Annotated in this window: 15 protein-coding genes; all 15 read left to right on the top strand. The window is 29.8% G+C overall.

Going from position 1 to position 16597, the window contains the following annotated elements; genetic code table 11:
- Positions 1-254: 254 nt before the first annotated feature.
- The 15 genes from mgtE to Q0V08_RS05600 all read left to right on the top strand — a co-directional run bounded on the left by mgtE (position 255) and on the right by Q0V08_RS05600 (position 16560).
- Positions 255-1607: a magnesium transporter gene (gene mgtE / locus Q0V08_RS05670; RefSeq protein WP_297432857.1), complete on the top strand. Its 1353-nt coding sequence runs from the start codon at positions 255-257 to the stop codon at positions 1605-1607.
- Between the two features lie 125 nt (positions 1608-1732).
- Positions 1733-2926: a methionine gamma-lyase gene (gene megL, locus Q0V08_RS05665; RefSeq protein ID WP_297432856.1), complete on the top strand. Its 1194-nt coding sequence runs from the start codon at positions 1733-1735 to the stop codon at positions 2924-2926.
- A gap of 247 nt (positions 2927-3173) precedes the next feature.
- On the top strand, positions 3174-4514 hold the full coding sequence (locus Q0V08_RS05660) for a nucleoside recognition domain-containing protein (RefSeq protein WP_297432854.1): 1341 nt from the start codon (positions 3174-3176) through the stop codon (positions 4512-4514).
- Positions 4515-4640: 126 nt separating this feature from the next.
- Positions 4641-5285, top strand: coding sequence for a PAS domain-containing protein (locus Q0V08_RS05655; RefSeq protein WP_297432852.1), 645 nt, complete (start codon positions 4641-4643; stop codon positions 5283-5285).
- Between the two features lie 16 nt (positions 5286-5301).
- Positions 5302-5877: a 2-oxoacid:acceptor oxidoreductase family protein gene (locus tag Q0V08_RS05650; protein WP_023052085.1), complete on the top strand. Its 576-nt coding sequence runs from the start codon at positions 5302-5304 to the stop codon at positions 5875-5877.
- A complete protein-coding gene (locus tag Q0V08_RS05645; protein ID WP_256690485.1) occupies positions 5877-6179 on the top strand; it encodes a 4Fe-4S binding protein in 303 nt (100 codons plus the stop codon). Before Q0V08_RS05650 ends, Q0V08_RS05645 begins: the two co-directional genes overlap by 1 nt.
- A 14-nt stretch (positions 6180-6193) precedes the next feature.
- Positions 6194-7447, top strand: coding sequence for a pyruvate ferredoxin oxidoreductase (gene porA / locus Q0V08_RS05640; protein ID WP_297432847.1), 1254 nt, complete (start codon positions 6194-6196; stop codon positions 7445-7447).
- A gap of 1 nt (position 7448) precedes the next feature.
- The gene (locus tag Q0V08_RS05635) at positions 7449-8387 is read left to right on the top strand and encodes a thiamine pyrophosphate-dependent enzyme (RefSeq protein WP_185890780.1); all 939 of its coding nucleotides are present in this window, start codon (positions 7449-7451) and stop codon (positions 8385-8387) included.
- Positions 8388-8685: 298 nt separating this feature from the next.
- Positions 8686-10251 carry a hypothetical protein gene (locus Q0V08_RS05630; protein ID WP_297432845.1) on the top strand — a complete coding sequence of 522 codons (1566 nt, stop codon included), beginning with the start codon at positions 8686-8688 and terminating at the stop codon, positions 10249-10251.
- Positions 10248-10940, top strand: coding sequence for a LytTR family transcriptional regulator DNA-binding domain-containing protein (locus Q0V08_RS05625; RefSeq protein ID WP_023052001.1), 693 nt, complete (start codon positions 10248-10250; stop codon positions 10938-10940). Before Q0V08_RS05630 ends, Q0V08_RS05625 begins: the two co-directional genes overlap by 4 nt.
- Positions 10941-10969: 29 nt before the next feature.
- Positions 10970-11749, top strand: coding sequence for a transporter substrate-binding domain-containing protein (locus Q0V08_RS05620; protein WP_297432843.1), 780 nt, complete (start codon positions 10970-10972; stop codon positions 11747-11749).
- Between the two features lie 8 nt (positions 11750-11757).
- A complete protein-coding gene (locus Q0V08_RS05615; RefSeq protein WP_257163057.1) occupies positions 11758-12549 on the top strand; it encodes an amino acid ABC transporter permease in 792 nt (263 codons plus the stop codon).
- On the top strand, positions 12539-13288 hold the full coding sequence (locus Q0V08_RS05610; protein ID WP_257163056.1) for an amino acid ABC transporter ATP-binding protein: 750 nt from the start codon (positions 12539-12541) through the stop codon (positions 13286-13288). Before Q0V08_RS05615 ends, Q0V08_RS05610 begins: the two co-directional genes overlap by 11 nt.
- Before the next feature lie 199 nt (positions 13289-13487).
- A complete protein-coding gene (locus tag Q0V08_RS05605) occupies positions 13488-14231 on the top strand; it encodes a potassium channel family protein (protein ID WP_185890771.1) in 744 nt (247 codons plus the stop codon).
- A gap of 19 nt (positions 14232-14250) precedes the next feature.
- On the top strand, positions 14251-16560 hold the full coding sequence (locus tag Q0V08_RS05600) for a patatin-like phospholipase family protein (protein WP_297432838.1): 2310 nt from the start codon (positions 14251-14253) through the stop codon (positions 16558-16560).
- Positions 16561-16597: the final 37 nt, after the last annotated feature.

The following is a 16597-nucleotide window of genomic DNA, read 5'->3' as shown; positions in this document are numbered from 1 at the left end:
TTATGAAGGGAAAAGAAAAGCAGCTCACGTTATTTTGTGAGCTGCTATTTTTTATGTAAAAATATAAAATATTTACTTTTTTTTATAAAAAAGGTATAATTTAAAGGTTGAAAAACAAAAATAAATTAAAGGAGAGAAAAGATGGATAGTTACCCCAAACGGACTAAAAATAAAAACAATTTAATATATAGTTTGTAGGGGAAAGGTCTAGAAATTTTTCTTCAGTTTTCCTCTGCAAAATTCAAGGAGGAAAAATGTTTGAAACAAAAGTAAAAGAGCTTCTATTAAAAAAAGATTTAAAAGGTCTAAAGGAGGTTCTAAACTTAGAAACTCCTGTAAATATAGCTGAATTTATTGAAGCTAATAGTGAAAATGAAAAAGATATAATTATTCTTTTTAGACTTTTACACAAAGAGTTAGCAGCGGAAGTTTTTGCAAATTTAGATGCCGATGAGCAGATAAAAATTGTAGGTTCAATAAATGATGATAAGCTTCAATCTCTATTAGAGGAGCTATATTTTGATGATATGATTGACTTTTTAGAAGAGATGCCTTCAAATGTTGTGAAAAGAGTGCTTGAGAACTACAAGCATGAAAATAGATCTCTAATAAATCAATTTTTATCTTATGAAGAGGATTCAGCAGGAAGTTTAATGACAATAGAGTATCTTTCTCTAAGAAGTAACCAAACAGTAAAAGAGAGTCTTGAGCATATAAGAAAATATGCAGAGGAACTTGAAACTATAGATGTTGCTTATGTTATAGATAAGAATAAAAAGCTTGAGGGAGAGATAACTTTAAAGAAACTTTTAGCATCTTCAGACGATGAAGTTATAGAAAATATTATGGATAAGAATATACTTTCTGTAAAAACATCAACAAATCAAGAGGAAGCTGTAAAGTTATTTAAAAAGTATGATTTAACAGTTTTACCAGTAATTGATAAAGAAAATATTTTAGTGGGAATTATTACTATAGATGATATGGTAGATGTTATTGAAGAGGAAAATACAGAGGACTTCCAGAAGATGGCTGCTATGGCACCAAGTAAGGAGGAGTATTTAGAAACTTCAGTTTTACACTTAGCTAAAAATCGTTTAACATGGCTTTTAGTACTAATGGTTTCAGCTACTTTTACAGGATCAATTATTAGTAAATATGAAGAGATAATAGAACAGATGGTAGTTTTAGCTGCAGCAATTCCAATGCTTATGGATACAGGAGGAAATGCTGGTTCTCAATCGTCAACTCTTATAATAAGAGGAATGGCTTTGGGAGAGATTAAAATGAGTGATTATTTAAAAGTTGTATGGAAAGAGTTAAGAGTAAGTTTAATCGTAGGATTAGGATTAGGAGCTGTAAACTTTTTACGTATGAATTATATATTAAAGCAAGATTTTAAAATGTCAATGCTAGTATCGTTTACTTTAGGTATAACAGTAGTAATAGCAAAATTAGTTGGAGGACTACTTCCAATTGGAGCTAAAAAATTAAACTTAGATCCAGCTATAATGGCAGGGCCACTAGTTACAACTATTGTTGATGCATTAGCCTTAGTAATTTACTTTTACTTAGCAATGTTTTTATATAGTGATGTATTGAGATAGAGAGTCAGATCGAAAGATCTGGCTTTTTTTAACTGTTATATAACAGTTTTTCCTTTGAAACCTTGCTTTAAGATATAAAAGAGGTATAATTGTGTTAAAAATAGGTTTCATAGGGAGGAGTTATTATGGATAAAAATATGAAAAATGGTTTTGGAACAATAGCGATTCATGGTGGAAGTGAGAAAAATCCTTTTGGAACTTTAGCTACACCAATCTATCAAACATCAACATTTATATTTGATTCAGCTGAGCAAGGGGGAAAAAGATTTGCTTTAGAGGAAGAGGGATATATATATTCAAGACTAGGAAACCCTACAGTAACAGTTGTAGAGAAAAAGTTAGCTCTTTTAGAAGAGGGAGAAGCAGCACTGGCCACAGCTTCAGGAATGGGAGCAATAGCTTCAGTAATGTGGACAGTTTTAAAAGCTGGAGACCATGTTTTAGCAGACAAAACACTTTATGGATGTACATTTGCACTGCTTAGCCATGGATTAACAAGATTTGGAATAGATGTAGAGTTTATAGATACTTCAGATTTAGAAGCTGTAAAGAGATCTTTAAAAGCTAATACAAAAGTTGTTTACTTAGAGACACCAGCAAATCCAAATCTGAAAATAGTTGATATAGAAGCAGTTTCAAAAATAGCACACACACACAATGATGATATATTAGTTGTAGTGGACAATACATTTGCAACACCATATTGTCAAAAACCTTTAACACTAGGAGCAGACGTTGTTGTTCACTCAGCTACAAAATATTTAAATGGACATGGAGATGTAATAGCAGGTTTTGTTGTAGGTAAAATGGATTTAGTAACTCAAGTTAGACTTGTTGGAGTTAAAGATATGACTGGAGCAGTTTTAAGTCCAATGGATGCTTATTACATAATTAGAGGAATGAAAACTTTAGAGATTAGAATGGAAAGACACTGTTCTAATGCTAGAAAAGTAGCGGAGTTTTTAAATACTCATCCTAAGATTGAGAAAGTGTTCTATCCAGGATTAAAAACACATCCAGGACACGAGATTGCATGTAAACAAATGAAAGACTTTGGAGGAATTTTTGCCTTTGAATTAAAGGGTGGAATGGATGCAGGAAAAACTCTATTAAATAACTTAAAACTTTGTTCATTAGCAGTTTCATTAGGAGATACAGAGACACTTATTCAGCACCCAGCTTCAATGACACACTCACCATATACAAGAGAGGAGAGATTAACAGCAGGAATAACTGATGGATTAGTTAGAATCTCTGTAGGACTTGAGGATGTAGAGGACATAATTACAGATTTAAGAAATGGTTTAGAGTTAGCTTAAAAGTGGTAGAAAAAATTAAAAAATAATATATTGACAAAATAACGAAAATGCATCATAATGCATTATAAAATTTTAATATTAGTTCACCTTTATAAACTGAGCCTAAGGCCGATGGCAAAGACGTTATAATCCTGTGAACATAAATATTGTGACGCTGCCATAACAATATTTCAGAATTTTGTTATTTGTTATCTTTGAGAGCGTATTTTATGCGCTCTTTTTTTGACTAAAAAATAGGGAGGCGATAGTGGTAATCAATACTTTTAAATTCGGATTTTATTCTTTTATGGGAATCTGGCTTTTTTTAGTTCCAATTGTAATTGGAGGAGAATCAGCAATGCTTTTAGGGCATATAAAGAGCTATATAGTTAGCGGATATGTGGGAGTAGTTAAATCCTTTATGATAGGATTTGCTGTGGTCACCATATTTGGAACTATTTTGGGAATAAAAAAGAAAACTTTTAATGATAGAGTTTTAGATGAATTTTTTATAAGTAGTAAGTTTGTATCAATAGTGAGAATAATTGGAGCATTGACTTTAATTTTAATAGCATATAATTTTTTACCCAATGTAATAGGTAGTGTAATAGCAGATGAAGGAACAGGTTTAATGATGATTGATGAGCTGCTTCCAACTATTTTAGTAACGTTTTTACTTGAAGTTATGTTAATACCTCTTCTTACATCCTTTGGATTAGTTGAATTTATTGGAACCTTAATAGCTCCATATATGAGAAAACTTTTTAGAGTACCAGGATATGCAGCAATAGATGCTTTAGCATCTTTTGTAGGAGATGGAACTATTGGAATTGTAGTTACAGATCAACAATATGAAAAAGGGTATTATACTCAAAAAGAAGCGGCGATAATAGCTACATCTTTCTCTTTAGTTGGAATATCATTTGCTATAATGATGGCAGATTTACTTAGATTATCACATATATTTGGATACTTTTATGGTTCTATTGTAGTTTGTACAATTTTAACAGGAGTTGTAATTTCAAGACTTCCTTTAAAAAAGTTTAAAGATAACTATTATAAAGAGGGAGAAGCTCCAAATGAAAGAGATACGAGTATGAGTTATGCTTTAAGGCTAGCTTCAGATGTAGCTGGAAGAACAAAGGCCACAAAGGTTTTAAAGGATTCATTTTTAAAGGTTTTAACAATATATGTAACTTTTACTCCTGTTATAATGTTAATAGGAACAATAGGATTAGTTCTAGCCGAAAAAACAACAGTTTTCCAAGTTATAACAGCACCAATGGTACCTTTTTTAGAATTTATAGGATTTGAAAGAGAGATAGCTAAGTATATGGCACCATCTATGATAATTGGAATCACAGATATGTGGTTGCCAGCTGTATTTATTAAAGATTGTCCAAGTGAGTTAGCTAGATTTGTAATAGGAGGACTTACTTTTTCACAACTAATATACTTTAGTGAAACTGGAATTATTCTTATGAATTCAAAAATAGGGTTTAATTTTTTTGATGTAATGAAAATATTTTTCTTAAGAAGTATAGTGGCTTTTCCAATGATATATGGAGTTGGACTGTTCATGTTAAAAATCGGATTATTAGCAAATTAAGGGAGGAAACTCTCTTTTTTTATTGAATAGGAAAAATGAGAAAAAAATTCTTACTATAAGAAAAATTTTTTGACTTTTTGAAAAGTGTGGGGTATATACCTTTATTGGAAAAGGAGGGGGATAAAATTGAAGGGAGACTTAGAGATCTTAGAAGAGTACAGAAAAGTAGCAAGATTTATGTCTAAATGTTATGGAGAAAATGTAGAGGTAGTTCTTCATGATTTAACAGATATAAGTAGTTCTAGTATCGAGATATTCAACAACCATGTGAGTGGAAGAGAGATAGGTTCTCCTATGAGTGAATTTGGATTAAAGATTTTAAAAGAGAGACTCTATGATGATAAAGAGTTTATAACAAACTCAAAGGGTGTTGTAGGAGGAAAAATTCTTAGATCCTCAACATTTTTTATAAAAAATATGAATGAGAATATTATTGGAATGATATGTGTAAATGTAGATGTGAGTAGTTATTTAAACATAGCTTATCAAATGGAGAGTATGGCAAATTTTGGTCTAAATTTAAAAGATGAAAAAGAGTTAGTAACAGAAGTGGATTTTCCAAACTCTATAAAAGAGATGATAAACAAGGCTTTACTTGAGATTTTAAAAGGTAGAGTATCTTGGAAAGAGATAGAGGGGGAGGAGAAACTTAATGTTATAAAAAAACTTCACCAAAAGGGGATATTTGATTTAAGAGGTGGAGTTTTAGAGGTCTCAGAAGCTTTAAATGTTTCTGAATCAACAATATATCGTTATTTAAGTAAAATTTAAAAAAGGATGGTAGATCATGAGTAAAATGGTAGAAATCAGATGGCATGGTAGAGGTGGACAAGGTGCAAAGACAGCTTCTCTTCTATTAGCAGATGTAGCATTTAGTAGTGGGATGTATGTTCAAGGATTTCCTGAGTATGGACCAGAGAGAATGGGAGCACCAATAACAGCTTATAATCGTATAGGAAATGAACCAATTAGAGTTCATTCAAATATTTATGAACCAAACTTTGTAGTTGTAGTAGATGAAACTTTAATAAAAGCAATTGAAGTGGAAAAAGGTCTTAAAGAGGGTGGAGCTATAATTGTAAATAGTGAGAGAAGTCCTGAAGAGTTAAGAGCTGAATTGAGAGGTTATACAGGAAGACTTTATACATGTAATGCTAGAAAGATATCTGAAGAGTGTTTAGGAAAATACTTCCCAAATACACCGATGCTTGGAGCAGTTGTAAAAGTTAGTGAACTTATACCAGAAGCTGAGTTTATAAAAAATATGGAAGAGTCATTTAAACACAAATTTAGTACTAAACCTCAAGTTTTAGAGGGGAATATGTGTGCATTAAAGCGTTCAATGGATGAGGTGGAAGGATAATGAAAAATAAAAACGGTAGAATAATTGATGAAACTATAACTTGGCAAGAGATAACTCCAGGTGGAGTAGTATATGAAGCAGGAAGTGCTGAAAACTTTAAAACTGGAGATTGGAGAACAATGAAAGTTGATTTTATTGAAGAGAATTGTAAGCAGTGCTTACTTTGTATTCCAGTATGCCCAGATTCAGCTATTCCAGTTAAAGATGGAAAAAGACTAGATTTTGATCAGGACCACTGCAAAGGGTGTGGAGTTTGTTTTGCAGTATGCCCATTTAAAGCGATAGAGTTTACAAAGGCTTAGGAGGAGAGAGGAAAATGAGTATAAGAGAGAGAATGTCAGGAAACGAAGCTGTAGCCACAGCCATGAGACAGATAAATCCAGATGTAATGCCAGCATTTCCAATTACACCATCAACTGAAGTACCACAATACTTCTCTAAGTATGTAGCAGATGGAAATGTAAATACAGAGTTTATTCCAGTAGAATCAGAGCACAGTGCAATGTCAGCAGCTATAGGAGCACAAGCAGCAGGAGCTAGAACTATGACAGCTACTTCATCTTGCGGACTTGCTTTAATGTGGGAGATGCTGTATGTAGCTTCTTCAATGAGACTACCTATAACTATGGCACTTATAAATAGAGCTTTAACAGGACCAATAAATATAAATGCAGATCATAGTGACTCAATGGGAGCTAGAGATACTGGATGGATTCAAATATATAGTGAGACAAATCAAGAGGCATATGATAACTACATTCAAGCTGTAAAAATAGCTGAAGATCCAAGAGTTATGTTACCTGCAATGGTTTGCCAAGATGGATTTATAACATCTCATGCTGTTGAAAATATAGAGCTTTTAGAAGATGATAAAGTTAAAGCTTTTGTAGGAGAGTATAATCCAGAGGATTACCTATTAAACTCAGCTAGACCAATAGCTCATGGGCCATATGATACAGCTAACTTCTATATGGAGCATAAAGTTCAACAAGCTAATGCTATGATGAAAGCAAGACAAGTTATAAAAGAAGTTGCAAAAGATTATGAGAAATTAACAGGTAGAAAATACTCATTCTTTGAAGAGTATAAAATGCAAGATGCAGATGTAGCTATAGTTGTTATAAATTCAACTGCTGGAACAGCAAAAGAAGCTGTAGATGAGTTAAGAGCAGAGGGTAAAAAAGTTGGACTTATTAAGATTAGAGTATTTAGACCATTCCCATTTGATGAACTAAAATATACTTTAACAGGTATAAAAGTTGTAGGAGTAATGGATAAATGTGAGGGATTCTCTGGAGCAGGAGGACCACTTTTTGCTGAGGTTAGATCAGCCCTTTATGATTCGCATGATAGACCAGAGATGTTTAACTACGTATATGGATTGGGTGGAAGAGACGTAACTGTAGATACTATAAAAGGAGTATTTAATGAACTTCTTTATGAAGCACACGCAAAACAACTTATAGAGGATCAAGTGGAAATAGCTTACAACCCAGAATTGCTTTTAGCACATACATCAGATTTTGAAGTTGGTAGAGTTTACAGACACTTAGGAGTAAGGGGGGAGTAAGATGGCATATAATTTTAAAGAGGAAATGAATAAACCAGAGAGATTAACTGGAGGACATAGACTTTGTGCAGGATGTGGAGCAGGAGTTGCTGTAAGAGGAGTTTTAAGAGCTTTAAAGGTAGAGGACAAGGCAGTAATTGCAAATGCCACAGGGTGTTTAGAGGTATCAACGTTTATGTATCCATATACAGCTTGGAAGGACTCATTTATCCATAGTGCATTTGAAAATGCAGGAGCGACTTTAAGTGGAGTAGAGGGAGCTTACAACGCTTTAAAAAGACGTGGAAAAATAGATGATACATATAAATTCATAGCTTTTGGAGGGGATGGAGGAACTTATGATATAGGATTCCAATCACTATCTGGTGCAATGGAAAGAGGGCACGATATGGTTTATGTATGCTATGACAATGGAGCATATATGAATACAGGAATACAGAGATCATCAGCTACACCAAGATATGCTGATACAACAACTTCACCTATTGGTAAGGATAGCAATGGAAAGGTTCAAAGTAGAAAGGATTTAACAGCTATTATTGCTGATCATAATATTCCGTATGTTGCTCAAACAACATTTTTAGGAAATATGAAAGATCTACATGAAAAATCAGAAAAAGCTATCTATACAGAGGGAGCAGCGTTTTTAAATGTGTTAGCTCCATGTCCAAGAGGATGGAGATACTCTACAGAAAAACTAATGGAGATGTGTAAGTTAGCAGTTGAAACTTGCTATTGGCCACTGTTTGAAGTTATAAATGGAGAGTGGAAACTATCTTATAAACCTAAAAATAAACTTCCTATTACAGAGTTTATAAAAGATCAAGGAAGATTTGCTCATCTATTTAAACCTGGAAATGAGCATTTAATAGAAGAGATGCAAAATGAAGTAGATAGAAGATGGGAAGCTCTTCTAAAAAGATGTGGAGAGGTGATTTAAATCCTAAATAAATGTTCATAGAAATTGAATAATTGTGCGTGAAAACGCTCTTAATGTTCTAAAGGACTTTAAAAAAATCTAAAAACATGTATAATTTAAGATGTAAGGAAACTTACCCTTGAAACATTTAACGTTGTGTTAAAGTTTGAAGTGCCCCGACGTCTAGAAATAGATAAAACCCCCCTCAGTTTCTAAGGGGGGTTTTTATTTTACTGAAGATATTAATTAATAAAGGATAAAATGATATAATAAAACAAGTTATAAATAATTAAATTTTTAAAAATTATGAGGAGGGGGAATGGATATAAAAAAAAGGATGGGAATATATACTTTAATATTTCTAATAATTCTATCATTTTTAACATATTTATCAAAAAATAGTGATAATTATATAAAAATATCTAATAATAGAGAAAGCATAGATTTTTTTAATAAAAATCAAGAGGAGATTTTTTTATATAAAAATGAGGATAAAAACTTAGAAAAAATTAAATTAGACAGCTATTTAGATGGCTATGCTAGTTTTAATACTAAAGGAAAAAATTATATTTTAGAGGTTCAAGAAAAAAAAAATTTGACTGAAAAATATCATTTGAAAAAAGAGAAAGAGCCTATTGAATTATTTCTAAATTATTTACCAAAGAGCAATTTACGACAAAATAATATTTTTCTAAATTCGTTGACTGTAATATTTTTAATATATAATTTTATGTTATTTTATAATTTTAAAAAAGAAATCTTATCAAAAAAAGAGTTGTTTTTTCCAATATTTTTTGTTTGTTTAAAAATTATTTTAACTAATACAACTGTTTTTTCTAATATTTTTCTAATAAGATTAAATGCTTTAGTTAGTAGTATTTTAGGATTATATTTACTTCTTTATGTGAAAAGTATAAAGGATGAATTAAAAGATGATTTTGTTTTAAATATAGGCCTTTGGATTTTATTTTTAATGTATTATTTAGGTGAAGTTATTGTTGTGAGCAGTATTTTAAATATTAAAATTTTAAATTATTTAGTAGTAAATTATCTTTATTTCTTAAAAATAGTAATATTTTTCTATATATGGATAGATGCTTTAATTATTATATTAATAATGTTTTTTTTAAGTTCTTTGAAAATAAAAAAGAAGCAAATTATAAAAGAGATTGAAAAAAAAAATTTAATTATGATTGGAAGTTTTATAGTTCTATCTTTAATTGTAGAACTTTTTATAAATAATAGTAAATATTTTTATTATTTAAATATGTTTGAGTTTGTATTTATTTTTTGGTATATATTTTTAACAAATATAAATACAATTGGAAAGATAGATATCTTAACATTAAAAATATTTCAAATGTTTTTACATATATATCTATTTTTCATAATAACAGAAAATGTATGGTTATCTCTAGGAATTATATTTTCATTTTTAACATTAAATATGTGTACTCATTTTATAAAAGGAACTTTAAGAGTTGATAAATATTATATAGAAAACCTTGTAAATAGAATGTATCTAACTAAAAATTATAAAGAGTTTAAAGAGCAACTTTCAAAGGAGTTAAAAAAGAATTTAGAGTTAATTGATGTAGAAACGAAAATACTTATTAAAAGAGAGGACTATAAAAAGTTTTTAGTAGATAGAAATTATGATGAATCAGAAATTTTGTTGGAAAAAGGTGACATTTTAAATAAAAAGTATGATTATGCAGTGAGATTAAAATATAGTAAAAATCCATTTTTAGCATTGATTTTAATAGAAAATAAAAATATTAAATTGGTTTATGAAGAAAAAAGATATTTAGAAGAGATATCTGAAAAAATATCGTTAGTTGCAAGTAGATACAGGATTGAAAAGCTGCAGGAGGAACTTAATTGAAAAAAATAGGTGTCAATATAGATTTAAATTTACAAGAGATATTAAGAGAACTTTTAGAGGCGGAGTTTTATTCGATTGATAGTGTGATATCTTATGATTTAGAAAGTATAGATGTGGTTATAATAGATTTAAAATATGAAATTAATGATAATAAAATACACTTTTTTAGTAGAAAAAATATTCCTGTTATGTTATTATGTTCTAGAGATGATGATTTTAGAAGAATCAAAGGTTATTTTAAAAGAAAAGAGATATATGACTGCATATATAGAGATGATTATTTTGAAATTGAAAGATCATTAAGAGAGTTATTCAGCAACAAAAAAATTTTGAAAAATATAAAAGAGATTGTAATAAATGATACTTTTTATAGAGCAATTGTAAAAATAGATGATATTATATATTTAGATTATTGTAGAATTACAAGAAAAACCGAGATTACTACTAAAAATGGAAAAATATATTGTGTAAAAAGAGGATTTTCAGAGGTTGAAGATAAGTTAAGAATACTAGAGTGTTTTATAAAACTAGATAGAGGAACACTTATAAATAAAAATTTATTAAAAGAGATTGACTATAAAAATGAAAGAGTAACATTTGTTGGAGATAACTGGTTATCTGTGAGTAGAACTAAATTAAAAATTTTAGAGGAAAACTTGGATTTATTCGGAAATAGAATAGAGCTATAAAAATATTTTTTTAAAGACGGAGGATATTTATGAAAAAAATAATACTTTTTTTAACATTGATTTTAGGAAGTTTAGTTTTTGCAAATGAAAAACCTTTGATTGTTGGAATGGAGTTAGCGTACCCTCCTTTTGAAATGTCTGATGAAAATGGAAAACCAACAGGTATAAGTGTAGATATGGCTTACGCACTTGGAGAGTATTTAGGAAGAGATATTATTATAGAGGATATGGCTTACGGTGGATTAATTCCAGCATTAAAAACAAAAAAGATAGATATAATAATATCATCTATGTCTGTGACAGATGAAAGAAAACAATCGGTTAGTTTTTCAACACCATATGCAAAAAGTTATTTAGCAATGTTAGTTAACAATAAATCTGGTATTACAAATGCCAATGATTTAAATCAAAAGGGAAAAAAGGTTGCAGTAAAAAAAGGTACAAGTGGACATACTGTAGCTCAAAAATATTTTCCAAATGCTGAAATATTAGTTTTTGATAAAGAGAGTGCTTCAATATTGGAGGTTTCTCAAGGTAAAGTGGATGCTTTTATATATGATCCACTAACAATTTATAGAAACTGGACAAGAAATTCAGAAACTACAACACCGCTATTAGCTCAGTTTGAAACAGAATCACAACCTTGGGCAGTAGCATATAGAAAAGGTGAAGAGGATTTAGGAGCTCAAATTGATGAGTTTATAGTTGAATATAAGGCTAATGGTGGATTTAATAAATTAGCTGACAAATATTTAGGCGAGGAGAGAGCTTTCTTTACAGAGAAAAATGTACCTTTCTTCTTTGATTAGGAGATGATATGAGTATACTAAAAACTCTATTTTTTAGACCAAAAACTGAAAGTGAGACTACAACGGTAAAGTGGATAAATATAGTTTTAGTAACTGTAATAGTTTTAGGAGTTTTTCATTTTGCTTTTAGCAGATTAGACTACCCATATAATTGGGAAGGAATAATTGAAAAGTATAAATATAAATTTATGATTGGATTTACTATGACCTTAGTAATATCAATATTCTCTTTGATAGCAAGCTTTATAATAGGAGGACTTTTAGTTTTAGGGCAAAGAGGAAGTTTTTTACCAACATATTATTTTGCTAAGGGATTTACTGAGGTTATTCGTGGAACACCATTAATTGTACAAATTTATCTATTTTATTATGTGATAGGAACTGCTTTTGGAATTGAAAATCGTTATATAATGGGAGTTTTAATAATGGGAGTATTCTCAGGAGCCTATGTTTCAGAGATTATTCGTGCAGGAATTGAAAGTATAAATAAAACTCAAATTGAAACTGCAAGATCTTTGGCTTTTACAAAGGTCCAAACGTATAGATATATAATTTTACCACAAGTTATAAAAAGAGTGATGCCACCTCTAGCAGGTCAGTTTGCAAGTTTGATTAAAGATTCATCATTACTATCAATAATAGCTGTAAATGAGTTTACTAAAAATGTTCAAGAGGTAGATTCTTTAACATTTTCTCCAATAGAAAACTATTGTATATTAGCAGTTGGATATTTGATACTAACGTATCCTATTTCTCACCTTTCTAAATATTTAGAGAGGAGGTATAGCTATGGAAATTAAAATTGATAATTTACATAAAAGTTTTGGAGAACAGGTCGTATTAAATGGTTTAAATTTAGATATAAAAAATATTCACTCTATTGTTATAATAGGACCATCTGGTGGTGGAAAGTCAACTTTATTAAGAATTTTAGCTGGACTAGAAGTTTCAGATAGTGGTGAGATTGAAGTGAATGGAGAGAGAATTCCCAAAGAGGAAGAGGAGCTTCATGAATATAGAAAAAGTATTGGAGTAGTATTCCAAGCTTTTAATCTTTTTCCACATTTGACAGCCTTAGAGAATATAACTTTACCTTTAGAAAAAGTTCATAAAATTCCTGTTAAAGACGCAAAGGAAAGAGCTGAAATACTTCTTAAGAGATTTGGACTTTTTGAGCATGAGGGAAAGTATCCTCATCAATTGTCAGGAGGTCAACAGCAAAGAGTGGCAATAGTGAGAGCAATGGCGCTAAAGCCAAAGTTTTTACTTTTAGATGAACCAACATCAGCTCTAGATCCGGCCTTAACAAAAGAGATTCTAGAGGCCATAAAAGAGCTACGTAAAGACAAAAAAGATATGGTTTTAGTAACTCATGAAATGGAGTTTGCTAAAGGGGTAGCTGATTGTGTAATTTTCGTAAGTGGAGGAAAAATTGTTGAGATGGGACCTCCTGGAATAGTATTTGAAAATCCAAAAACTGTAGAGTTATGTAAATTTCTTGGTGGAGTGGATTGTGAGAAAAGAATAAAAAATAGATAGTGTCTAGCTAAAGTTAGGCACTTTTTTTTATATAGAAAAATATTACACAAAATTACGTATTATATTTCGAAATTATAAATTAGATAAAAGATTGACTTTGAAAGTAAGAGGTGATATAAAATTCTTTTAAAGAAATTTTAAAAGGGAAAATAGTATTTAGAAAGTATATTTCTATAAACAAAAAAATTTTGGAGGTTACATGAGATTATACAAAAAAGAACAGATTTATGACTTTCTTAAAAATACAATTTTATCAATGATAGTAGCAGTTTTAATATCAGTTGTGGCTCATGTATTAGTAGATAAAGATAAAATCAGAATAGATTTTTTAGAAATTGGATTAAGTTCAGTAAAAATATTTTTTAGTATATTACCCTTAGTTTTTTTAAAACAAAAGAATTTTATATTTAAAGATGGACCATTAAAGGCGACAGCGTTAGTATTTTATTACTTAATATTAGTGCCTATTATAAACTTTTCTTTGAATATAAATGAAAATGAAAGTAGTTTAAAATACTTCTTTTATTTCTTATCTTTTATAAATATACTCCTTTTAATAGCTTGTCATATAATAATATTAAAATATGTTTTTGCAGATTTTTTTAGGCGTAGAAGAAAAGTTGTTCCAAAAGATGTAGTTGTTGTAATAACAACTTATATAACTATTGCCATAAGTTTTGGACTACTATATACTGTACTTAGTTTATTTAGTTCAACACCAGTTTTCAATGGTATAACTCAAGATTTACCACAAATTGAGTTTTATTTTAAACATATATATTTTAGTTTTATAACAATAACAACAGTAGGATATGGAGATGTATATCCATTAACTATGTTGGCACAGTTTTTAGTTGTTGTAGAGATAATAACTGGAATTGTTCTTACAAATGTAATATTAGGGCTTGTAATTGGTTCAGGAATATTATCATCAAAGGATTAAATAAAAATGGGAGGATTAAATGGGAAAGCTAAAAAAAATAATCTTATTTTTTGTGCTTTGTTTGTCTGTTTTAGGAGCTGAAGAGTCTCCAAACAGAGTTAACTCTGCTGCTGAAAAAATAAAAGAGATTGATAAGCAGATACAAGAGTTAGAGTTAAAGAGAAAAAATTTAGAAACATTAAAGCAGACTTTTATCAAAAATCAAAATGTATCTAGACCTAAAGTTGGACTAGTATTGAGTGGCGGAGGTGCTAAAGGTGCTGCTCATATAGGAGTTTTAAAAACATTAGAAAAATATCAAATACCAATAGATTACATAGTTGGAACAAGTGCTGGAAGTATAATAGCAGCTATGTATGCAGTAGGATATACACCTGATGAGATTGAAAAAACAGTTACAGATTTGCAATTTTATGAACTTTTTAGAAATACTTCAAATAGAGATTTAGAAGGAATAGTGCAAAAAACTCAATCGAATAAATACCCTTTAAATATATCTTTAACAAAAGATTATAATCTTTCTTTACCAATGGGGGTATTAAATGGTGAATATATCTATTTAGAATTAAAGAAAATATTTGCAAGAGCAGAAAATATAAATAATTTTAAAGATTTTCCAATACCTTTTAGAGCAATGACAACAAATCTTCAAACAGGAGAATCAGTTGAGATAAATAGTGGTGATTTGGCTTTAGCTACTTTAAAAAGTATGGCTATTCCAACTTTCTTAGATCCAATAAGAGAGGGAGATAACTATTATGTAGATGGAGGAGTAGCAGATAACTTCCCAGTTTTACAAGCTATAAATATGGGAGCAGATATAGTTATTGGAGTAGATATAGCAGCAGAACCTATTGTAATTACAGATAATTCAAATATAATTCAAATATTAGATAAGTTATCAACATACACTGGAGATAGAAATACAGAGATTCAAACTCACTATCCAGATATTTTAATAACACCAGATGTAAAAAAACATAGTACTTTAGATTTTGATAATTTACCAAAGTTAGTTGAAGAGGGACAGATTGCATCTGAAAAAGTTGACTATGCACTATCTAAATTAACAGATAAAGAGAGGTATAATGAGATAAATTTAAAGAAAGAGCAGATGAGAAATAGAAAATTTGATATAAAAAATGTTAAATTAAGTGGAAATGATCTGTTAACTACAAAAGAAGTGGAAAAGTTAAGACCAGAAAAAGGCGATTTAACTGTAAGTGAGCTAAATCTATGGACAGAGAAGATATTTGCTAAAAACTTTGTAGATAGAGTTTTCTATACTGTAGATGGAGATACAGTTAACTTCACAGTGAGAGAGAAATTAGAAACAAAATTAAAGGCGGGGTTATTCTATGTTTCAAACTATGGAGCTGGATTAGAAGCTGTAGCTGAGATACCTGTATTTAATAAGTTTAATCTTTCTCAAAAGAACTACACGTTAAAAGCTGAGTTTTCAAAATATCCAAAGATATCATTAACAGATATGACTCAGTATAATGTTTGGGATCATAAATTACTGGTTTCAGCAGAAGTAGGTTATGGATTAAACCCTATATTCTTATATAAAGGTGGAGATAATGTTTCAACTTATGAAAATAATACTTTTGAAACAAATCTATCAATAGGAACAACTATTTTTAATGATATAATTGCGGGATACACGTTAAGTTATAAGAACATGGAAACGAACTACTCTTCTGGAGAGAAGATTAAAAACTTCTCTTACTTTAAAAAAGATGGTTCATATTTCACAAATACCTTTAGTTTCTACTACGATACAATGAATCAAGCTGAGTATGCAACAAAAGGTGGTCAAGGATTATTACAAGTATTCTCTGAAACAAATGCAAAAGAGGGTAACTCTTTTGAAGGGTATTCAGTAATGGTAACGAAATATTTCCCATTAAGTAGTAATTGGTCATTAAATGCTGGATTAAGTGGAGGGCAGATGTATAATGCTGAAAATACACCACTATCTGAGTTATTTAATTTAGGAGGATTAAGAAGTAATCCTATGCGTAGAAACTACTCATTTGTAGGATTACCAATATCTTCTGTTTATACAGATAACTTCTTTATAGGAAGTTTAGGACTACAATACACGGTGGCACAAAACCTTTATCTAAGTCTAAATTATAATGCAGGAACATATAATTATTTTTCAGGATTTGGAAGTGAAAAAGGTATTTGGGATATGGAAAAACAAGGGTATGGAATAGGAATTGGTTGGGATACATTCTTAGGACCAATGGACTTCTCAATTTCAAACAATGTTTTAAACAATGAAGCACTGTTCCAAGTTCATATTGGATATGTATTTTAATTTATAAAAAGAAATAAAGGAAGAGTAAAAATATTAT

Source organism: uncultured Cetobacterium sp., from assembly GCF_947038635.1.
In the GTDB taxonomy this organism is placed as follows: Bacteria; Fusobacteriota; Fusobacteriia; order Fusobacteriales; family Fusobacteriaceae; genus Cetobacterium_A.
The sequence above is the reverse complement of the archived record's forward strand: the minus strand, read 5'-3'. Positions and strand labels throughout refer to the sequence as shown.